This is a genomic window from Paenibacillus allorhizoplanae, assembly GCF_927798215.1.
In the GTDB taxonomy this organism is placed as follows: Bacteria; Bacillota; Bacilli; order Paenibacillales; family NBRC-103111; genus Paenibacillus_E; species Paenibacillus_E allorhizoplanae.
Window position 1 is genome coordinate 44,871 of sequence record NZ_CAKMMW010000029.1, and the last position, 21,993, is coordinate 66,863.

Consider the following 21,993-nt stretch of genomic DNA (forward strand, 5'->3'; position numbering starts at 1 on the left):
CCAGGGAAGATTTGCTTCCCTGGCCTCCTTTTCATTTAGGAGTGCGACTGGTTACTTATCATATTTGTACAAGTTGGTTTCGTACTTGACATAATAAAGATCACCATTCGCATCCGCTGTCAGCAGTGACACACCGGTAGAGACCAACATAACAGCATCCTTAGTAGCCGAACTGGCGTCAACTGCATACAATTTGCCACCGATACTTACGTAGACATTGCCGTCTTTGCCAACAACCATCTTCCCACCTTGCCAGGACACATTACCGGTTGAAGTAAACTTATTCGCATAAATCGTCGTATGAGCAGCATCAGGATTGTTCGGATCAAAAATAAATAAGTCAGCTGTCAGATTCCGCGATGGATCCGTGGATGAGTTCCCTTCAGCGAGCCCCCAAATGTTTCCGTCCGGACCTACGATAAGATCAGAAATAACCTTTCTTCCTGAAACTGGAACATACTGAGGAACCGGAAGTGTATTCGAGCTGGTCGTTTGCCATGTAAACACTTTCCCTTCCGTCACACTAGGATTGGCTGTACTGCCAATCCCCCCATACACGGATGAGCCTCCATAGACTTTATTATTCTTGTATGCCAGGGATATAATGCTTTGATCTTCAACGATGTCGGGCACAGTCGTAATTCTTGTGGACGTCGTCAAGTCATACACAGTGAAGGAGCCGCTTAGTTTACCAGAGCTTGCGACTGTACCGACATACAACCGATTCAATGCGGTATCGGCCAACATGCCAAAAGGGCGATCCTGAAAGTTAGGCGAAGCAGCGATATCCTGAAAAAGCAGTGACGGATTCGTGGTATCGTTCCACGAGGAATTCGTGTCGTATTTTTTTATCCATGCACCTGGATAGATGCCTAGATATAAATTATTGCCGATCGTCGTCATGTTCTCCGCTTGACCCGCTCCTCTATTCCGTGTTAGCAGACCGGCGTCCGGATGATAGACGCTTAATCCTCCACGTAGATAGCCGCTTGTATAAATATGATCACCAGGACCTTTTACAAGTGAGCGGATCTTCGTTGGGGAATCCGGAATTGTGAATGAAGTCGAAATGTCTATTGTTGGGGTCGCAGCAAGTTTGTATTTCAGAATTTTACCAGAGGAAAGTGGAGCATACAGATACGTTGTGCCTGCGTCAGTTAAAAAGGTGTAGCCAGCCGCTTTGCCTCCTACGTCACCAAGGTCCGTTTGTGTCTTCGCTGAAATATCGTAGACGTACAAATGAGTTCCTTTGGTATAGTACACCTTATCATCCGTAGGATGTTTCTTCGATACCCCGATCGAATCTACATTCCCTAGTGATGCATCGACGACGCCGGTGGTAGGATTGATGACGATCAGAGGCTCACTCGACAATTTAGCGAACAGCTTCGAATCTGATCCATTCGGGATGTAATCGAGCCCCAGGACATACGTACTGCCATAGCCACTGGGAGAGATTGTGGATTGAGCGCTAGTTGTTGGATCAAAGCGAATGATTGTAGCATTAGAGGTTGGTCCCATCCCCATAAACACTTCTGTATCACTCGCATAAGCGATCGATCTAACATGAGCCAAACCGTCGACAATCGCCAGATTGCTGTTTAAAACAGTAACTCCACTCGTCGGATTGTAACGGAATGCTTTGCCGTCAGTGGCTGTGCCACCGTAAATATTCCCGCTGCTCCCCGCCGATACATCCCAAATAACGTTCAGGCCGGAATCTAATGTCGTTTTCACGAGGGAACTACCGGTGATGATTTTGATACCGCCTGAAATGCTAACTGTTCCGGGTACATACCGATATAAAGCCCTCTTGTTGGCCGTTCCTAAATAAACAGATTGGTCTGAAGCAACCGTCATCCCCCAGACGGCTTCTATTTGATCGAGATTTTGATCATCCAAGAGTTCGCCAGTTCGCGCATCATAAACCACGAACTTGGACGGATAGCCGCTGGAGCCGACATACATCAGATCATAGCTGCCGCTTGCATCCTTGCCAAATACTGCCCCGTCAAGCGGATTGTTCACAATCTGCGTCCCCAGGTTGTATTCAATCGGTGTATCGAGCGTAACATCGTCAACATAGGCCACGGTTGTTGCCGTAGTCTTCGTCGTGAAATAGACAGACACGGTTTTGGCTCCCGTAACGTTTGGTGTAGTCGCAGAAATGGTGAGCGGTATCCATTGCGACGTAGTACCACTGAATACGTTCTCGACCTCTTTTATCACCGTTCCGGCTGCATTCTTGAAACGGAGGTGCATGCTTATGCCAGTATCCCCGCTCGATACGTATACCTTCGCTGCAGCGGATACTCTTGCGTTTGATGAAACAGGGACATCAGTGCTCTCCGCATAACTTGCTGCCACCGAACTGGCATCATCCAGCTTGAGGCTAGATGTTCCTCCCGTTTTTACCGTCGTCGAAGTCGCTGCTCCAGATACCGTCCAAGTATCGCTCAATGGGGTTGTTTCAAATCCCGAGTTTTTCACCGTCTTTCCGACTGATACATCGTCTATATAGGCCGTTGTGATGCTCCCCAATCCACTATAGATCATCACAGCCACTTCCGTTGCACCTACTGGTGCTTCTGCGGTAATCGAGCGTTTATTCCACTGATTTAGCGTAGGCGTAACGCTTGCGGGAGTAGCACGAGTTTCTGTGGTGCCGTTGTAAAAGATCAAATACACATCGATCGAGCCTTGCTCAATATACGCGTATGCTGTTGCAGTATACGCAACCTGTTCCGTCGGCGAAATACTGATTTTTTCGCTCACGCGAGCAAGCGAGATTACAGAGCCGGTGTCGACCATTTTCATACTTTTCGCCCCTGTGTAAGCCCTTACATCAGAAACAGTTGCCGTATCAGTGCCGAAAGTAGGATGTATGTTCCAATTTGGAATACCTGTACCTACTTCTTCGAACGAAGCATTGGGGAGAGTCATTGTAATACCAGCTGCATGCGCTTCTCGGTTGCCAGACATACTTACAATCATCAAAACACAAACAATCGTACAGATGAATCGAACCCACAATCGATGATGCTTCCCTAGACTCATTCTTACCACTCCTCACATCAAGTTTAGTTGCGGTTCTTCGTGAGACTCAATCGGGATTTCATCAAACTCACCTCCTTTCCCCGAGAATACAAAGAATCGTCCTACTGATTTGAAAGTCATGACCAGTAAGGACGATTTATGAATGCATATAGGTGTCGGTTTTCAACATACACTTGGATTCATTATAGATGCTCCACAGTGCCATTACTAGCATACGCATTCAAGAAATAGTGTCTCTTTTCAAGAAATTTCACTGAATTATTGGTACTTATTTCCTATTTATGACGTTATTTTTTTCGTGTTGACAGCCGAATTTGGTTCGCATAACATTTACATTGTGAACCAGATATATACCAATAAATCATTTTGTTTAGGAATGGAAAGGAGTTGATCCGCGCGTACTGATCTTTTAAATGCCTACGATGTAAGCGGTCACAAAGCACACATAGTGCAACAGCGAGACTGACATCAACCTGTCTATGGGCAGAAAATTGAAAGAAGGTGATGTTGATGGATACGTACAAAGGCAAAACATTCAGAAGGCAGCATGGTCTGTTTGGACTCATCGCTATACTCTTCTTAGCTTTTCTTCTTCCTTCTCAAACACGGGCAGCGAGTCCGATAGAGATGATTCCGGTACCAAACAGCGGATTCGAGCAAAATTTGATCGCAGGTAAAATTCCTAGTTGGAGCGCTTTCGGTGTAGCCTCAAGTCTTTCCTTATCGGAGACGACTGTGTTTGCGGGGACGAGAAGTCTGAAGATGAGCAAACCCAGTACGGGTGGACTCGGTGCAGAAAGTGCGAAGCTGGCTGTAACGGCTGGCCAATCCTATGAAACCAAAATTAAGCTGTATCTGGAAAACTATAGCGGTGGTACTCCTGCTTTATGGATACGCTGGTATAATGCCGCAGGTCAGTTTATGAACAAACAGGCCACGTATAACCTTACCAATCCTGCATTAAACACTTGGTTCGACGTTCGTGTATCTGGCACTGCGCCTGATGGAGCCGCATTTGCAACAATTTTTCCATACGCATCTTCCAGCGTCCTTATGACAGCTTATGTGGATGAAGCACTATTTTATCGCATCGATCCGAATGAAGTTAGTGTCAATAACCCTGGCTTTGAAGAAGCGGCTTCAGGGGCTAATATACCTGGTTGGGAGTTATATCCAGGAACGCCTCCCAGCGCTGTATCCGTCACCAGCACTCAGAAAAAAAGCGGTTTATCCAGTCTTCAGCTGCTAGATACGTACACGGATAAAGCCGTTGGGCTTAGTACCCAAGCAATTGGTGTTCACCCGAATGGCAGATATGAAGCCAAAACGAGTGTACACTTAGTGTCTGGAGGAGCCGTCAACCTATACATTAAATTTTACGATGGAGCGGACAAAGAAGTCGGCACGACATCCCGTTCCTTTAGTACACCGCTAAATACTTGGAGCGATGTGCTGAAATTAGAGGGCATTGCACCTGACTTGGCAGTCAAAGCAAAGGTTTTACTGTATTCAGGGGTAGGCACATTAAGCAACGTGTATTTTGACGATATTTCGTTTACTTATAAAAACGAGGCATTAGTGCTGCCTTTCGCTTACGAGAATGCCATCAATTTGGGCAAAGCGACGCTGACGACCACGACACTTGGAGGCGCCATCGGGAACGGTGAGCTTTATTTCGTTACCAATGGCAATCCGGGGACGTTTTATGCCATTGATGCTGTGACCGGTGTTATCAACTCCCAAATCTCAGTCCCTGGGACTACGGAAACCTGGGCTGTGACGGTTGGAGCCGACAACAATGTCTACCTTGCTGCAACAGCCAACCGCAACTTTTGGAAATTTGACACGAGGCCGGGGCATCGGGACATCACATTAATTGGCAGCAACCCTGTTGACAATTTTGTATGGGATCTGGATGCTAGCTCTGACGGCATCATCTATGGCTCAACCAGCCCTAATGCTAAAGTGTTCGCATACGATACGCATACGCAGGCATTTACTGATCTTGGCCGCATGCATGACACAGAGCAGTATGCCCGGGGTGCTGGTGTGACGGATCAATACTTATATGTCGGTATCGGCTCCAAGAAACATTTGATCCGAATGGATCGAAGCACAGGCGTCAAAACAGAAATCACGATGCCGTTCACTGGCATGGATGATTTTGTTCATAACATAACCCCTTATAACGGGCTGCTTTATGTCACACACGGTACTTCATTAGTTGTTGTTAACGAGCAAACACTTGGCGTCATAAAAAGCGTGCCTTTCGACTCGCTTCAAGCGTTTGACGGCAAAATTTCGCCTCCTTCCCCTTCTAACGCGAATCTGCTATATTACCGTAACAAAGTTTCAAATAATCTATGGTCCTATCAAGTATCAACAAACACCGTTCAGCAAGTGACACTGCCAAATACGCTGCCCGAGAACGGAACAAAAGCGATTGGCTGGGTGCCCCTTCCAGGTGGCGGGCAGGCGTTAGCGATCCTTTACGATGACGGCAAGTATACGCTTTATAATCCTAATGACAACTCAGTTCAATTGATCCAAGTTCCCTTAGCCAGGGAAGGCGTCAATATTCAAAGTATGGCGGCAGGTCCTGACAAGAAGCTTTATCTTGGTGGCTTCATAGACGGCATGAGTGTGTTTAATCAAGAAACGCAAACCTACGATTTGCAAGTCTCTTCCCCGAATTCACCACATCAAGTGGAAGAAATCGGCTTCCTGAATGGCAAAACCTATTTTGGCGCTTACGGTGGAGCAAGAATATATGCGTATGATTCCAGCCAGCCATATCAATACGGAAATACGCCTACGTCTAATCCTAAACTTGTTTACACGATTCCGAACATTCAAGATCGGCCATATGCCTTCGCCTCCGGTGACAATCGGCTGTTTATCGGCACTGTGCCAGGTTATGGCAACTTAGGCGGCAGTCTAACGATTTACAATGAGTCAACAGGCTTGTGGCAATCCACTCGCAATGTGGTAACCGACCAAAGCATTATCTCTTTCGCTTTTAAAAACGGTATTCTCTACGGCGGAACGTCTATTGAAGGCGGTCTAGGGTCAGTACCTGCCAAAGTACCTGCAACAGCAACAGAACCGGAACATACGGTACATGCCAAATTATTTAAGTGGGATGTCGCCACGAACACCAAACTTGGCGAGTTTGAACCCGTCATTCCGGGCTTATCCTCTCCTCGCTTGCTAGGTGGCTTGTCCTTCGGACCTGACGGTCTGTTATGGGGCATTGCATGGGGAACAGATGATCAAGGAAGTTCCATTTATGCCTTATATGCAATAAATCCAAGCACGGATACGATTGTGAAAAGTAAGTTGATGTATGCTGGTGCAAGTGGCGGCAGTACGTGGCGGTCCTTCTATTTACGTTGGGGCCAAGACGGTTTGCTGTACACGACCATCGCTCGTTATGTCACTGCTTTCGACCCTGTCACGCTGAACTATCGCACACTTGTTGATAATCAAACGAACCTCATGGATGTGGGGATGGATGGCTCCATCTACTACACATATTTGTCAACCTTATACAGGTTGCCGGTCCGTCTTGCTCAAACATCTATTTCGATGAACGATCTTTCGCTGCAGGAAGGAACTAGTGAACCTATCCTCGCGTCTGGGCTTCTGGAGAACGGATTGCCAGCGATTTTAGCGGGAGGCAGCATCAGTTACACGATTAGCGACCCAACCGTATTAACCATTGTGGACGGTCAGGTGAAGGCACTTAAAGAAGGAACAGCAACTATTTATGCGGACATTACTTTGAACGGAAGAACCAAGCGATCCAATACGATTGGCCTTACGGTTCAGCCCAGCCCCGCAACGGCAGATTTGAGTGCCATTAGCTTAAGCAGCGGCCTACTTAATGCACCTTTTTCACCGGAAAAGACTAGTTACACACAAAGCGTGGCAGCAGGCGTATCGGCTTTAACAGTGACGGCCTCCGTTTATGACACAGCGTACGCTACTGTAACCGCGAGTGTGTATAACAGCAGCAACTCACTAGTGCTAGGGCCAATCGACTTAACACAAGTGGATTGGCAAGTTCTCCGCTCCCTTTGAGCACTGGAGTCAATACGATCAAACTCATCGTTACAGCCAGAGACGGATCGACGAAAGTGTATACCGTCCTAGTAACACGCGCCTTGTCGGGAAATGAAACCCCTCCGGCGACCGCCGTTACGGTTGCGTTGAAGGACAGCACAGGACAACCGCTTAGCGGTGGTGTCGTTAGTTATTATGACGGAGGTTGGAAAGAGTTTGGCGTCACTGACTCATCTGGTTCCGTCAGCAAACCCTTAGCGAACAAAAACTATACCTTTGCCATCATTTACGAAGGCACGCGCAATGAGTTGGTGCAAAACACAGGCATAAGCTCCAACATTACGTTTCAAACTGTTAACGTCCAAGTTCAGTTTACAAACAGCCAAGGTCTTCCACAGGGTGAAGGAACCGTGTCCTATTATGGCGGAGGTTGGCGTTCGTTCGGTTCAATTAGCGCTGGTATAGTCCATAAAGAATTGTTGACCGGATCCTACACGTTTGCCATTAATTATGATGGAGCGATCAATGAGAAAGTTCAAAATATTGGAACGAATCCCCTGCTTGTTTTTCAAACCGTTCAGGTCAAGGTAAACCTCAAGAATAGCCTTGAGAACCCGCTAAGCGGCGGAAGTATTAGTTATTACGCCGGTAGTTGGAAGTCCTTAGGCGTAACGAACAGCGCAGGCGAAGCTGGCAAAGAACTGCTGGCGAATACGTATACCTTCTCGATGAATTATGAAGGTACCTTGAACCAGAAGGTTCAGCATGTGGGGTCGGATCCTATCGTTGCCTTCCAAACCATACGTGTTAACGCACAATTAAAGGATGCACAAGGTAATCCGCTGGACGGTACCCTCTCGTATTACGGGGGAAGCTGGCGTTCTTTCGGAGCGACAACCGGCGGCGAAGCAAGTAAGGAATTATTAGCTGGTACGTATACCCTAAGTGCCATTGCCGGAGGAAAAAGGAAAGAAATAATCGCTAATACAGTCACAGACCCAACAGTCGTTTTTCAATTTTAATGTCAAAAGGAGTAGAGGATCCCATGATCCCCTACCCTTTTTCCTTTTTTCACCCTAATTCATCTTGTTGCAATGCTTCTTTCAACCTTTGGAAAACGGTTTCAAAATCATCAAGCTTTGCCCAATACAGCTTGAATATGCGCCTCATTGTTTCCAACTCACGGAAAGTGACGTTCATATCTGAGTAGAGTCGGAATGTCGGAATAATGTCACGGTACATCATAAATCTACTGGGGCGGGACATCTCCTCCTGCCCACTCCATTCCGCGAATGCTTTAACACTCGGAAGGCTAAGTGTATGTCTGCGTATTTGAAGCTGTGTTTCATCTGATAAAAGAAAATCAATTAGCGCTTGTGCCGCTTGTTTATGGTTACTGTTCTTATTGAGAGCGAGTCCGATCATGACTAATTGCGTTCTTGCTTCTTCGGAATAAGGAAGCGGTGCGATATCATAATCAAACCCTGCTTTACGCAAATGATTTAGGCTATAATAGCTCGTGACAATCATGGAAGCTTTTTGCTGCATAAAGTACATTTCGCAATCGGAATCATGTTCGGACAAGTAGGAGCTTTCCGGATTCAATCCCTTAAATAATTGCAGGCTTAAGCGCATCGACTCCCGAAAAGGTTCATTGTCGAGTATGAGCTTTCCCTGTTCATCTCGTTCAAAAACGACCTTATTTTGCAGCAGAAAGAGCGGCCACCGATTAATGGATTGCAAATGAAAAAACAACCCGAATCTCTCATGTTTTTGCGACAAGGAAAGCGCAGTGCGCTGTACATCATTCCAATCCCAGTTGCTGTCCGGCTCAGGCAAATTAGCTTCCCTGAAATGGTCTTTGTTGTAACACAAGATAATTGGTGAAAACGTGAATGGCTGCACGTACAGATGACCAGCGTTTGAGAACGGCCTTAGTAGAAAACTATAAACACCTTCTCGCGGTTGAAGCGGTTCCAATATATCCTCTAAGGCTCCTGTATCCGTAAACGCCTCGTAGTTTTGCAAGTTTAGCGTTAGCACATCCAGTGCATCTCTCTCCATTACCTCTTGCATATTCTGTGAAAAAAACGAACTCGACAGTGGAATCATATGCAGATCGATATGAGGGTTCTTTTTTTTAAATGTATCGACGATTTGTAAAAGATTGGCTTCCAACGTAAGGGTCGGGTAATACCCGAACTTCAAGGTCAGTTTCTCGCATAACCCTGCTCCTACTACGCGTGTGCCGACTCGTGGCACTTTTTCGATCATTTCTTGTGCGAGTAATTGATTCAAACCTTTGCGTATCGAATTTTTACTCAGGCTATACTGCTCCGCAAGCATTAATTCGGATGGCAAATACTCACCAGGCTGTAGTTTTCCGGTTACGATGTTATCGCGCAGAGATGCGATCATCTCCTCCAATCGCGTTCGAAAAGTGGATCGACTAGGTTTACCCATCATGAAACGTTGAACCTCCGGGTCATTCTTAATTGGTATGTATCTGGGTTATATTATATCGTAAAAAACAATTCGATAAACTATAATTTCCTAACTCTAGTTATGACATAGAACAGTACGTAACTAATGATTAAAACCATAAACATGAACTTACAAAAAGTGAAAATATGAGATTGCTTACTTGTGTCCGTTAACATGATAAATAATTCTTTCAGTATATAACCTGGTCGCATAATGACATCCCAACTATTCCATCGAACGAATCGGCCAATGTAGATTCCGAAACTACTTAGAAGGAGAACGAAAATCACAAAAATCCAGCTAGCAATAACTCCAAAGGATATTCTCATCAAATTCTGCACGGAAAATAGAGAAAATGATCCGAGTAAAAGCCCTAGTATAGCAATAGTGAATATAGTAAATAAATGCTGCCAGAACACGAGATCTGCCCAAAATCGTTTGTCAGGGTCAAAGCTGTAGCGCGCGAAAACATGAAGTAAATCCGTCACAAGGTATGGAGCATTGGGGAAGAAGAAAAACCATGAAGCACCGACGAATATGATTAATACTGCACGGATTTTTTTGCGAGTATAACAAAATAGTAGATCTAGAATTACGGCAATTCCTACGGGTACCCATGCAAGAAATGTATCCCAAAAGATAAATAAATAAGGTCTATTTCCTGACGGAGATTGAATGTTATAGACACTGATTAAACTAATCAAAGTAGCAACACACAGGAAAATAATAAGATAAATCTTTCCTGGGTAATTTAGAGATTTTAATTTTTCCAACATTACTCTCCTATCTTTGTACTTCCTCCAACACTTCATTGAACCCAACAACCTGACATAAGGATGGCTGAGAGTCTACTTTATTTTATTATTTCCCACTCAAATGATAAATGAGTTGCACAACGCCGGAGGAGAACGTTTTTGTATTCACTATTTTCAAATTCAACCTCTGTTTAATATCCATAAACAATGGCTTTCCTTCTCCCAAAATAACGGGGTGAACTGATAATCTAAACTCATCAACAAGACCTAAATTAATAAAAGTTGTGATAAGACTTGCTCCACCATAAAGCCAAATATCTTTACCCGGCATATTTTTTAATCTAGTTACTTCTTCAGAAATATTATCAGTGATGTAGATTGCTTTATGATTTGTACTTTTTGGTGTCCTGGAAAAGACATATTTTTCTTTACTATGAACTAAGCTCCACATTTCTTGTTCGGTATCCGCATGTTCCACTTCTGGCGTATATTGTCCCCATAAATCATAGCTCTTTCTGCCATACAAGATGGTATCAATTTCGTTTAAGAAATCAATAAATCCCATTTCAGGATCCATTATACACCAATCTACTTCGCCATTTTCCCCTTCGATATACCCATCTAAAGTTACTGCTAAGTCTAAAATTATTTTTCGTTTCAAAAGTGTGGCTCCTTTCGTTGATCTACTAACTAGTATAAACCTTGAATATGTCACCTTATGTCATAATGAAAAAGCCGCGTTATCCGCGGCTTTGATTGAGATACTGTTATTCTGGAAACTCGTTAAGCTTTCTTAATGGTGTAAAATCCAAAGCGTTCAATTTCCTCAAGAGCTTTACGTCCAAATGACTCTACTAACTCATCGGCTCTGATTTTGGTTCCTCCTAGGGTTATCCCATCCCAGCGTACAATTCGACCGTCTTTAACCAAAAAATAATCATCCATAGTAGTACCTCCAGAATTAATAATTTGGGAATTACTGTATGCTTGGAAATGCAGAGCATGAAGTTGCCTATCCATATTTTAGCACAATTTCTTAAAGAAACATAAACAACATTCAGGAGTCCAGAAACTCTGTGTTTACGATTAGCGTAACCACTTCTTACTTGTTTTACTATTCAGGAGATAGGCGAACGTCACAGTTCCGTACAATTACGTTACAAAAAAAGCCCATAATGCCGGGCAACATGCAGCCGGATCATTAAGGGCTTATTGAATCACTCACACCTAAACGTTTGTTTCGCAATCGATCATGACATGGATCGTGTCGCCTTTGTGCTCATTGCGCAGCTTAAACGCTTCGGCAATGTTACTCAAATGAACCACATGTGTGATCATTTCTTCCGTATTAACTAGACCATCCAGCACAAGCTGCAGGCCTCTATCGAAATAGTGACGATTATCAATATCTCGCTTCGGTTCCGTTGAGAAGATATCGAGTCTCTTCTTATGTACTTTAAAGAAATCGACTGGTTTATGGCAGGTCCCGATACATCCGTACATGATAATGCGCCCATTCTGGGAAGCCGCATCGATGGCATCAACCATCCCGTCCCCTTCTAGCAAGCAGGGAATGACGATATCAAAACCATCTGGGAAGTCTTTGCCCAGTATATCCATTGTACTCGCGTCCGATGACGGAAGTTTATAGGTATGGGTTGCTCCATACTTGCGAGCCAGTTCCAGCTTCTCATCGAATAAATCCGTTACCACAAGGTTACGTGGACTATACAAACTAACTACCTGAGTCATCACAAGGCCAATGACGCCTTGTCCGGTAATCAACACGTTTTTATGTGGGGAAATATCTCCAAGCTCTGCCGCATGAATAATGCCCGGAAGTACTTCAATTAGCGATCCTTCAATGAGAGGGAGCGCCTGTGGAAGAACTTTTACAGAAAAAGGTGTACAGCAAACATATTCAGCAAAGGCACCCCAAATATAGCGAAGAGCGACAGGATCCCCCACCTTGAGTCCGATGACATTGGGTCCTACTTTATCAATAACACCGGCCACCTCATGGCCAAGCCGTGTTGGATATGAGACAAACTCTGGCTCACGAGCCCCGCGAAATACTTCCACATCACTTCCGCAAATGCCAACCCATTTCACCTTTACCCGTACTTCCCCTTCAGCAGGCTCGGGAATTAGTGCTCTTTTTAACGTGATATTCCCAATAGCCTCCACAACAGCGCATAACTGCGTACCCGCGCCATCATAATCGACCAATTGCATAGGGGGAACCGACATTTTTCTAACCATGCTCATGACTCCAATCGTTTAATTTTCCAAGTACATGATTAGCCATCAATTTGTAACCTTCTGCATTCGGATGCAGCTGGTCTGGAAGGTGGGCGACAAAGGCTTCTCCCATGATATCCAAGCCGTCTACATACGTAAGGTTTGAATCCCCGTAAGAAGTTAGGATATTCACCGCTTCTTGGATTTCCTTCCTCATTGTAACCAAGTTCATCCCTACTACGTTCTCGTCCGTTTCCCTGTGGGGACAATAGATAGGAGAAAATAAATAGAGTGGCGTGAAGGGATGTTTTTCCCGAATGATCGATACCATGCCAATAATGGCAGAACGAAACGTCCGGATATTTAAAGTATTGCCCCCCATCACATTAATGCCGAGACACAAGGAGATGACGTCAGCTGGAAGATCACGAATGACACGAGCAACCATGGGTTCCAAATGACATTGTCCAGCGAATCCCAAACAAGTCAGATCCCAACTTTTCTGGCGTGCAACGATTGCCGGCCACGTTTGAGCAGGACTTTCTGCTGTGGTGCATTGTGTTATGGAGCTGCCGTAAGTAACCCACCGGGGCTGATTATTCGGCGCGGGAACGGCAGAGGTTCCGACATCGATCTTTATTGCTTTCACCATGACGGCAGCATTTTGCGGGAAATATAATTCAACACGCTTCCTACTACCTGGTAAGTTTGTAAATAAACAACTGTCATCACCTGCAAAAAGAGATTTGGTACCAATGAATTCATCTTCAATAACGATGTCAAATTGTCTATCTTGTTCCGCTGAAGCGACAAGCAGCTCCACTGAGGTGGAATCGGTTAGAAAGGCAAGTCTTACACCCGCTGCTTCTCCAGCTTTCTCCACTACCTTCAATGCAAATAAGTTAAGCAGATTGTGAGGTAAACGCCAAGGCTGAAGTCCGTTTTCCTTCGTTTCAATGGAAACGGCACCCCGAAACCAAGCGTTATTGATTTCAATTGTTTGCATGTTTCATTTCACCTTTCAATCTATACGGGAACTGGAATCACGGGCTTATCTTGCAGAATATCACTGGAAGCATGCATCCATGCTGCTAATTCGGAGGCAAGCCGTTCAATGTGCTCGGCATACTGAGGCTCTGCCGACAAATCTTGCGTTTCCCATGGATCGTCTTGTAGATCGAACAACTGGATTCGTTCCGTCCCTGTGAATGTAATTGGCGAGCGATAATATCGGATCAACTTCCACCTTCCGTCCGTTACCATCCGCTGTAAATCTCGATAAACGGAGCCTACGATTCCACGTTCACCAACGCTGTCTCCTGAAAAGATTGGATGAAGCGAGATGCCTTCAGTTTCTACTGGCAGGTCGACTTCGCATAACCCAGCAACTGTGGGGAAAATATCGATATTACTTGCCAGCGCATGCACCTGCTTGCCTTGCGGTACACCTGGTCCATGGAAAATAAGCGGTATGCGCACGCTATGTTCGTAAAGGTTCTGTTTGCCCATCAATCCGTGTTGCCCGACTGCCAAACCATGGTCCGCCGTATAAACGATGAGCGTATTGTCATAGATGCCCTTCGTTTTCAGCGCTTCGATGACCCTACCAATTTGCGTGTCCAAGTGGCTTATCATCGCGTAGTAATCAGCCATGTGCTGCCGAATTTCGTCCTCGTCCCTCGGCCACCCCGCAAGCTTCTCGTCCCGCACAACCATATCCCCTGTATCGAATGGATGTTCTCGCATAAAATTCGGAGGCAGCGTTATATCAGACTTTTCGTACATACTTGCATACGGTTCAGGTGCGGTTCGTGGATCATGCGGCGCCGTATAAGCGACATACAGGAAAAACGGCTGTTTCTCCTCATAATCCTCGATAAAGTTAACGGCTGCGTTGGTAAATAGCTCGGTAGAGAACGTATGTTCCATATACTCTTGTTCCTTCGGATATAGCCCTGTCGGGTCATAATCATATACAGGAACCTGGGTATGATCGCTCATCCCATGAAAGTGCAGCTTATCTCCCCCTTCGAAACTCCGGGCGAGGCTTGCCTTGTCGTTATGCCATTTGCCAACCGCATGTGAGTGATACCCGGCATCGCGCATCGTCTGCGGCATGAGCCGAACATCCGAGCGAATTACGCTCGAATGTTCCCGATTCGTCATATCCTTGCCGATCGTCGCCCGGAAGAGCGGAATACCGGTATGGACGCATGCTCGGCTCGGCGCGCAGACCGCTCCAGTTAAAGCACCGAATATATGCGTATTCCGACATGCTGTCCCGCTGCTAACAAGCGAATCCAGTACCGGCGTCTGAACGTCTTCAGTGCCAAAGGCTCCGATAGCTTCTCCACGATGATCGTCTGCTATGAGGAATACGACATGAGGTCGTTCAGCTACATGCTTCTTGATGGTTTTCTCTTTCATGTTAAACACTCACTCCTATGCGATAACTTTGTCTATGAATCTGGCTGTGATCTATTTTTTCGCTTTAAATTGGTCATAGGCTTGTTGATAAATTTCCAAATAGCGCTTAATATTCATTTTATCCAGTGTGCTTAAGTAGTTGTTCCATTCCTTCTCAACATCCAGTGAGCCTGTAACTGTTTTGGCAAAAAATTCAGTTCTGTAATCGGTCAATGTCTTCTCAAGCGTAGAAAGCTCCTCGGCCTGTTCGTTGGTGAAAAACAATGGTGGTACAATCTTGCTCGGATTAGTTCCAAAAGGTTCGTACTTTTTCGTTTCATTATATAAGATAAGCTCAAGTGAATTTTTCGGGTCTGCTGCCACGCTTAATCGCAATTCGTTTGTTCGAAGTGACGGCCCTGCCTGCGCCCAATGTATGTTTTGCAGCTTGCCAAACGAAACGATCGGTTTCCATACCGCTTGCTTCCCGTTAACGCCAAGCTCGCCTTGAGCTGGACGCACCCACTCTTGATCTGGTCGTCCCTGTGTACTGCGGAGTGTCGCTTCTTCCGAAAGCAGCAAGTCAGCCATACGGAATGCGGCAGCAGGATTTTTCGCTTTATTCGTGACGACGTATTGACCTGCGGAAACCGCATAAGGATTGTAGGCCGTAGAACGTATTCCCGTCGGCCCTTTAAGAGGAGGTACGGAGACATAATCTTTAAATCTCGCGTTATCAACTTCGACAAATACCGTTTGATTTTGTGACGCAATAGCTCCCAGGATTGGAATCTCCGGGTTCATCCCCATCTGTTTCAGCTGGTTTCTATCTTGTGTAAATGTTTGCGGAGAAATTAAGCCCTCGGCGAACATTTTATTCAAGTACTTCAAAGCTTCTTTCCACTCTGGTTGATTATAGGCAACTCGAACTTTTCCATCCTTCACAAAGCGCAAGTTGAAATCCTTCTCGATAAAAGCGCTAGGCAGGAATAGATCTAACGTCGAGGATGGTCCATTCGTTGCACCAACAAGCGGGATCTCATCTGCTTTACCGTTGCCATTCGGATCTTTCTCTTTAAATGCTTTGAGTACCTGATAAAACTCTTCTGTCGTTTCAGGCATTTTTAATCCAAGCTTGTCAAGCCATGGTTTATAAATCCACATTTTTTGACCAAGCGAGCAATGGTAACAATCATTTACCTGCGGGACGGAATAAATTTTACCATCAGGCATCGTAATCAGATCTTTTACATAAGTGACCTGTTCGAACATCTTTTTCATTTCGACACCATATTTGTCGATATACGGATTCAGTGGAATAAAGACGCCGTCTTTCCCATAAATCGATTGCTGAACCGGCGATACACTCATGTTAAGCAGTACGTCTGGGTAATCACCACTTGCGAGTGAAACGTTAAGCTTCTCTGCAAACGTTTTCTCCGGAGCGACTTCCCAGTCGATATGAATGTTCGTTTTCTCCTCCAGCCACTTGGTGAACTCATTTGTGGCGAAGTTTTCGACAATGCTGGAGCCTTTAACCATAACTTTGAGCGTTGTCTTTTCTTTCGTGATCGGGAATTGCCCAGCTGGCGTTACTTGATCATCGATAATTGCTTCCGTCTGTTTAGCAGCCTCCTTCGATCCGCTGTCCGAACAAGCGCTTAGAAGTACTACAGATGCCGTAATTGCTACTAATGCTTTTAACCCTCTTTTCATGTAAAAACCTCCCTTTAGCCTTTTAATGAGCCAATCATCATGCCTTTGACGAAATGCCTTTGTATGAATGGATAGATGATGAGCACGGGAAGCGTAGACACGACGATAAGGGAAAACTTCAACAACTCCCGCAGACCATCTCTTGCCGCTTGATCAGCAATGTCGGTTATCATCGACGCGTCGACCTCGTTTTGCACCAAAATATCCCTTAACACCAATTGAATTGGGTACAACTCCTGATGTTTCAAATAAAGCAATGCGCTGAAATATTGGTTCCAATGTCCTACTGCGTAGAACAAGGAAATCACAGCTATGATGGGGCCTGACAATGGAAGTACGATCTTTCGTACAAACGTAAAATCACTACAGCCATCCATTTGAGATGCCTCAAGCAATTCTTCGGGAATAGTCGTTTGAAAATACGTGCGGGCAATAATCATATTCATAACACCAAGAGCTCCCGGAATAATTAAAGACCACCTGGTGTCGATCATACCGAGTTCTTTCACAACCAGATAAGACGGGATCAATCCCCCTGAAAACATCATGGTGAATACGAACAACGCCATGACGGCATTGCGTGGCATAAAATCTTTTCTCGACAGCGGATAAGCCGCAATGAGTGTAAACAGGACATTAATTGTCGTTCCTACTACGGTATAAAATACGGAATTCAAGAAGCTCGACATAATCAAGCGATGCTTAAATACCGCTTCATATCCCGCTAGCGTAGGCTCAACCGGATACAACCAGACTTTGCCGGAAATAACCGCGGTCGATGAGCTGAAGGAAGCACTGACAATATAAATGAGCGGATAAAGAATCGTAATGGTAAAAATGAATAGAATGATGTAATTCAGAATTGTAAATAGTCTGTCATCTGCACTTTCCTTTATACTTCCCGTCATTGACGCGCCTCCTTTACCACAGACTGGTTTGCCCTAACTGTCTAGCTATCCGATTAACGAGAACCAGCAGGATCAAATTAATAACCGATTTAAATAACCCGATGGCTGATGAATAGGAATAATTGATTGCAGTTGAAGCCAAACCGACTTTGTACACAAAGGTATCGATGACCTCAGATGAGCTCATATTTAGCGGATTCTGCAACAGCAAGACCTTCTCGAAGCCGATGTCTAACACATGTCCGGTGTTCATGATTAACAGAATCACGGCAACCGGCAGAATACCTGGAATGTCCACGTGCCACATGCGTTGCACCTTATTGGCTCCATCAACAACAGCAGCCTCGTGGAGCGAAGGATCAACGGCTGCAAGCGCTGCCAAGTAAATGATGCAAGAAAATCCAACATTTTGCCAAATACCGGACCAGACAAAAACATGTGAAAACCATTCGGGTATGCCCATGAAATTGATGGTAGGGAGTCCGATAAATTTCATAATCTTCTGAATGAGGCCAACCCGAGGGTCCATCATTTGCAAAATGATACCTACCATAACGACCACAGAAATAAAATGCGGCGCATAGGTGATCATTTGCACGGATTTCTTAAAGAAACGAGAATTGACGTAATTCAGTGAAAGCGCCAGTATGATGGGAAACGGAAACCCCGCAAGTAAACTATAGATGCTGAGCAAGACTGTGTTTTTCATAATCCGAACAAATTCATAAGAATGGAAAAAGCGATCGAAATGCTTCAGTCCCACCCATTCGCTGCCCCAGACACCTTTTGTCGGAAGATAATTTTTGAACGCAATCAAAGCGCCATACATCGGCACATACTTGAAAATGATCAAATAAACAATTGGCAGCAGCATCAGCACGTAGAGCTGCCAATGGTTGCCTGCATTTTTTTTAAGCCTAAACAAGTAATTTTCTTTTTTAACGACAACTGAAGAAAGTGTGTCACTCTTGCTAGCCGATATGTCCATAAATCCCTCCCTATTTCGATGACCATGACTCGGTATGTGTAATGTACTTCTGTATACAGCATACAAAAAGCGAGGTGTGCCGAGCATTGTGTTCATTTACACTGCTATGACTTTTTTTGCACTAGAAGATGGCATGTGAATCGTAACTTTCGTACCGACCCCCTGCTCGCTTTGAACAGAAAGACCATATTGCTGCCCGAACACCATCTGAATCCGGTTATGCACATTGAGCAGCCCGATGCTGCCTTCAAATGTGGGTTGCGAATCCACCAGCTTCTCTTGTCGACTGTTCAGGAGTCGTGTGTTTAATTGCTGTAGGGATTCCGCGTCAATACCGCAGCCATTATCTTGTACCACGACATAGAAATCCGCTTCTTCCTTCCATGCGTCAATAATTATTGTGTGCGTATCCTCGATTCCATAGGGAAATGCATGTTTAAATACATTTTCGACCAAGGGCTGAAGCGTCAAGCGAACCATGCTGTCCAGTAAATAATCCGTAGAGATCCGAACATCAATCTCGAATTCGCGTTGGTTGCGATATTTCATAATCGACATGAAGTACAGAATGTGTTTAAGCTCATTCGCCACCGTAATTTCCTCCAAATCAGTACGGATGGAATAACGCAGCATGTATGACAGGGAACGAACGATGTCTTTGATTTCGCTTGATTTTTGGATGACGGCGTAGCAAATAATAATTTCCAACGTGTTGTACAAGAAATGCGGGTTAATCTGTAATTGCAGCGATTGAAACTCGGCCTGCTGCCGTTTCATTAAATTATCCTGATTGCGCAGCTCGGTTTCGTAAACTCGCTCAACAAGCTCTTCGAGCCTAGAGACCATCGTATTGTAACTGATTATAAGCTGATCCATCTCATCAAGACTTCCAGTGAGAGGTACTCGAGTCCATAACCCTTTTGCCGTCTGACGCATCCCATTCTCTAGTAGTCGAACCGGACGAACAATCGATTGACCGAAACGATAAGCTAGGAATGTGGCCAAGAATAAGGTGATGATACCTACGATTAATATCGTTTGCCGCAAGTCTGAAATAGGTTGACGTTGTTCAGAAATCGACATACTTGCCACTAGTGTCCATCCGGAGTAGTCAGACTTACGACTAAAGAATACTCTCCCCGGTTCTCCGGGCAATTCAAATACTTGATTTGTTTTGGCTTCAACCGTATTGAAATGCATACCATCAAGCTGTTTCCCGACCCGGTTCGAATCCGGATGATACAGTATTTTCCCACGATCGTTTACGATAAAAAAATACCCTGAGTTTCCCAGTTTGATGCCCTTCCAGAGCGTGTTTAACTCCCCTATCTTTAGTTCAAGACCCATAAGTCCTTTAAAAGTAGTTGATGAGGTTCTATCCGCTAATTTGCGAATTAGTGTGAGATGACCGTCCAGAAATCCGGAATCTTTGATCGTCAGCTTCCCATTAATCGTATCGTCTTCCTTCATCTGTTCGACATATTCATCAAAACCTTTGTAATTAAAAGGGACAATGTGTGCATTGAAATCCGTGGCTTGGAACCCGTTATAACCGACGATGTATGTCATTGAGATTTCAGGGTTGTTAATGAGAACGGGTTGAAATACTCCCTTCATCGCCAGTTCGGATGAATAAAACCCAGAAGTGGCATGGAATGGCAGATCTAGCGCCTCTTTAACTACTGGTGAGATTAGAATAGAAAGTGTTGCCCTCTCGTAGCTTTTCAGAAATAGATCAGTTTCATGTAGGACATTATCAACGATTTGAGTCAATAGCCCTTCATACTGCTTCTCCAGTTCGTTGGACGACCGCCAATAGCCGGTAACCCCCACCGTCACCAAGGCTAACGTGATAATGATAACGAAGTAGATGTAAACCTTGCGTACAAGTCTGCTATTCATTACTTGATCCCGAGCAGTCCGCGATATTCGGTGGGGGAATATCCCGTTGCCTTTTTAAATACTCTGGTAAAATGCGGGTAGCTCTCGTAACCAACTTCAGCTACAATGTCGATAATTTTGTAATGAGGTACGGCAAGCAGTTGTTTAGCTCGATCGATTCGTTTGCGCATCCGGTGTTGCACGAAGGTTTCGTTCGTATGTTTCTTAAAATAATGGCTGAAATAGGTCGGCGTTAATCCTAGCTTCCCTGCAACTTTCTCCAGTGAAAGCTCATCCTCGAATAGGTGCTCATCAATGTATTGAATCGCAGCCTCCAATACATCGATTCTCTCATGATTGCGATACTCGCTCAGTCGCTGAATCCAGCTTCTTATTTCGGACTGAAACCTTTCGTACGTAATCGTGATGCCTGTACTCTCCTCTACAAACGGTTTCACCTCAATCCTGTAAGCCCCTCTGGCATTCAGTTTCTTGTGAAGCAGCCTGACAGCGTCGGATACTCTCAGGTGTTGTTGGATCTCCGTATCAACATCGAACAACTCCCGTTTGCCCTCCTCAAGTAATTCATCGACCCGAACCCTGTCCATGATCCAAATCGCTTCCTCTAAATGATCGATCCACTGTTCAAAATGGGTGAAGGAAATAAGTGCAGCTTCCCGCATGGAAAGCATTTTATCCAATATTGGAAAAAGCTCAATTTCAGTAATTGGCTTGAGTAGATATTCCTGTACGCCGTACGACATACATTTTTGTGCATAGGCAAAATCTCCGTATCCGGAAAGCACGACAACTTTGGTGGAGAGCCTTAGCTGCTGAATATGTCGGCAAAGCTCTAGACCATCCATTCGAGGCATTCGTATATCTGTCAACACAACGTCAGGAGGGTTGGCTATAATGTTCGACAATGCTGACTCACCGTCAGTAAATGTATCAATCTCACTAAACCGGCTATATTCCCCGATAAGAATTTTTAGGCCAACACCGATGATAGGTTCATCATCAACAATACAGATTCTAGCCATTCGATTGCCCCCTCGTGTTTCAAAAATGAAAACCCTCGATCGCCTCCGACAAGAGGGCACGCCTTAATTATGTTCCGATATCCTATCCTCTGAATACCCATCAAAACATGAACAACGTCATCAAAATCGAAACAAATAACCTTTACTTATCCGACTGGGTGTTCAAAATACGGACTGACATCTACATTTGAAAGTTATCGAATATATTTTGTGAATGTGTGAACAAACACCTTCGCTATGGCTCGTTGACTTTCTAGAAAGAACCTGTTAGGATGAATTTGTGAGCACTTTGGAAGCGCTTACCATTTATTATTTACTGAATTCTAAATGTGACGGTTGGAGTCCTTGAGAAAACCCGAACAATTTGATTCGCTCGCTTGCGAGCATATCTTATTGTTCGGGTTTTTATTTTTTTACCGGGTCTCTATCAAGGAGGTGGTACTTTTTTA

The 21,993-nt window shown here is 44.8% G+C and carries 15 protein-coding genes; 2 read left to right on the plus strand and 13 right to left on the minus strand.

What is annotated here, in order from left to right; genetic code table 11:
* Positions 1–51: 51 nt before the first annotated feature.
* Entirely contained in the window at positions 52–3,057 is a 3,006-nt protein-coding gene (locus tag L6I86_RS30860) for a hypothetical protein (protein ID WP_236292417.1), read from the minus strand.
* A gap of 510 nt (positions 3,058–3,567) precedes the next feature.
* Here L6I86_RS30860 and L6I86_RS30865 point away from each other — a divergent pair.
* Both L6I86_RS30865 and L6I86_RS30870 read left to right on the plus strand, forming a co-directional pair.
* Positions 3,568–7,140, plus strand: a complete 3,573-nt coding sequence (locus L6I86_RS30865; protein ID WP_236292418.1) for a hypothetical protein — start codon at positions 3,568–3,570, stop codon at positions 7,138–7,140.
* Positions 7,137–8,144, plus strand: coding sequence for a hypothetical protein (locus L6I86_RS30870; RefSeq protein WP_236292419.1), 1,008 nt, complete (start codon positions 7,137–7,139; stop codon positions 8,142–8,144). Before L6I86_RS30865 ends, L6I86_RS30870 begins: the two co-directional genes overlap by 4 nt.
* A 49-nt stretch (positions 8,145–8,193) precedes the next feature.
* Here the strand turns inward: L6I86_RS30870 and L6I86_RS30875 are convergent, their stop codons facing one another.
* The 12 genes from L6I86_RS30875 to L6I86_RS30925 form a co-directional block, all read right to left on the minus strand.
* The gene (locus tag L6I86_RS30875; RefSeq protein ID WP_236292420.1) at positions 8,194–9,588 is read right to left on the minus strand and encodes an extracellular solute-binding protein; all 1,395 of its coding nucleotides are present in this window, start codon (positions 9,586–9,588) and stop codon (positions 8,194–8,196) included.
* 77 nt (positions 9,589–9,665) lie between these two features.
* Positions 9,666–10,418, minus strand: a complete 753-nt coding sequence (locus tag L6I86_RS36015) for a DUF1361 domain-containing protein (protein ID WP_420851955.1) — start codon at positions 10,416–10,418, stop codon at positions 9,666–9,668.
* A 49-nt stretch (positions 10,419–10,467) separates the two neighbouring features.
* Entirely contained in the window at positions 10,468–11,022 is a 555-nt protein-coding gene (locus tag L6I86_RS30880) for a dihydrofolate reductase family protein (RefSeq protein WP_236292421.1), read from the minus strand.
* Positions 11,023–11,144: 122 nt separating this feature from the next.
* Entirely contained in the window at positions 11,145–11,306 is a 162-nt protein-coding gene (locus L6I86_RS30885) for a hypothetical protein (protein WP_236292423.1), read from the minus strand.
* 282 nt (positions 11,307–11,588) lie between these two features.
* Positions 11,589–12,623 (minus strand): zinc-dependent alcohol dehydrogenase, encoded by a 1,035-nt coding sequence (locus tag L6I86_RS30890; RefSeq protein WP_236292428.1) that lies wholly within the window; start codon positions 12,621–12,623, stop codon positions 11,589–11,591.
* Positions 12,616–13,608: an SGNH/GDSL hydrolase family protein gene (locus L6I86_RS30895; RefSeq protein WP_236292429.1), complete on the minus strand. Its 993-nt coding sequence runs from the start codon at positions 13,606–13,608 to the stop codon at positions 12,616–12,618. The genes L6I86_RS30890 and L6I86_RS30895 overlap by 8 nt, the downstream gene beginning before the upstream one ends.
* 20 nt (positions 13,609–13,628) lie before the next feature.
* Positions 13,629–15,029, minus strand: coding sequence for a sulfatase family protein (locus tag L6I86_RS30900; RefSeq protein ID WP_236292430.1), 1,401 nt, complete (start codon positions 15,027–15,029; stop codon positions 13,629–13,631).
* Between the two features lie 51 nt (positions 15,030–15,080).
* The gene (locus tag L6I86_RS30905) at positions 15,081–16,724 is read right to left on the minus strand and encodes an ABC transporter substrate-binding protein (RefSeq protein ID WP_236292432.1); all 1,644 of its coding nucleotides are present in this window, start codon (positions 16,722–16,724) and stop codon (positions 15,081–15,083) included.
* A gap of 14 nt (positions 16,725–16,738) precedes the next feature.
* Positions 16,739–17,632: a carbohydrate ABC transporter permease gene (locus L6I86_RS30910; protein ID WP_173109054.1), complete on the minus strand. Its 894-nt coding sequence runs from the start codon at positions 17,630–17,632 to the stop codon at positions 16,739–16,741.
* A 13-nt stretch (positions 17,633–17,645) separates the two neighbouring features.
* Positions 17,646–18,620: an ABC transporter permease gene (locus L6I86_RS30915; protein WP_236292433.1), complete on the minus strand. Its 975-nt coding sequence runs from the start codon at positions 18,618–18,620 to the stop codon at positions 17,646–17,648.
* A 96-nt stretch (positions 18,621–18,716) separates the two neighbouring features.
* The gene (locus L6I86_RS30920) at positions 18,717–20,522 is read right to left on the minus strand and encodes a sensor histidine kinase (RefSeq protein WP_236292434.1); all 1,806 of its coding nucleotides are present in this window, start codon (positions 20,520–20,522) and stop codon (positions 18,717–18,719) included.
* Positions 20,522–21,544 carry a response regulator gene (locus L6I86_RS30925; RefSeq protein WP_236292436.1) on the minus strand — a complete coding sequence of 341 codons (1,023 nt, stop codon included), beginning with the start codon at positions 21,542–21,544 and terminating at the stop codon, positions 20,522–20,524. Before L6I86_RS30925 ends, L6I86_RS30920 begins: the two co-directional genes overlap by 1 nt.
* Positions 21,545–21,993: the final 449 nt, after the last annotated feature.

Bases quoted from the DNA above. Each gene is read 5' to 3' on its own strand.
- L6I86_RS30860 (WP_236292417.1), bottom strand. From the start codon at position 3,057: ATGAGTCTAGGGAAGCATCATCGATTGTGGGTTCGATTCATCTGTACG.
- L6I86_RS30865 (WP_236292418.1), top strand. From the start codon at position 3,568: ATGGATACGTACAAAGGCAAAACATTCAGAAGGCAGCATGGTCTGTTT.
- L6I86_RS30875 (WP_236292420.1), bottom strand. From the start codon at position 9,588: ATGATGGGTAAACCTAGTCGATCCACTTTTCGAACGCGATTGGAGGAG.
- L6I86_RS36015 (WP_420851955.1), bottom strand. From the start codon at position 10,418: ATGAAGTGTTGGAGGAAGTACAAAGATAGGAGAGTAATGTTGGAAAAA.
- L6I86_RS30885 (WP_236292423.1), bottom strand. From the start codon at position 11,306: ATGGATGATTATTTTTTGGTTAAAGACGGTCGAATTGTACGCTGGGAT.
- L6I86_RS30890 (WP_236292428.1), bottom strand. From the start codon at position 12,623: ATGGTTAGAAAAATGTCGGTTCCCCCTATGCAATTGGTCGATTATGAT.
- L6I86_RS30895 (WP_236292429.1), bottom strand. From the start codon at position 13,608: ATGCAAACAATTGAAATCAATAACGCTTGGTTTCGGGGTGCCGTTTCC.
- L6I86_RS30900 (WP_236292430.1), bottom strand. From the start codon at position 15,029: ATGAAAGAGAAAACCATCAAGAAGCATGTAGCTGAACGACCTCATGTC.
- L6I86_RS30905 (WP_236292432.1), bottom strand. From the start codon at position 16,724: ATGAAAAGAGGGTTAAAAGCATTAGTAGCAATTACGGCATCTGTAGTA.
- L6I86_RS30910 (WP_173109054.1), bottom strand. From the start codon at position 17,632: ATGACGGGAAGTATAAAGGAAAGTGCAGATGACAGACTATTTACAATT.
- L6I86_RS30915 (WP_236292433.1), bottom strand. From the start codon at position 18,620: ATGGACATATCGGCTAGCAAGAGTGACACACTTTCTTCAGTTGTCGTT.
- L6I86_RS30920 (WP_236292434.1), bottom strand. From the start codon at position 20,522: ATGAATAGCAGACTTGTACGCAAGGTTTACATCTACTTCGTTATCATT.
- L6I86_RS30925 (WP_236292436.1), bottom strand. From the start codon at position 21,544: ATGGCTAGAATCTGTATTGTTGATGATGAACCTATCATCGGTGTTGGC.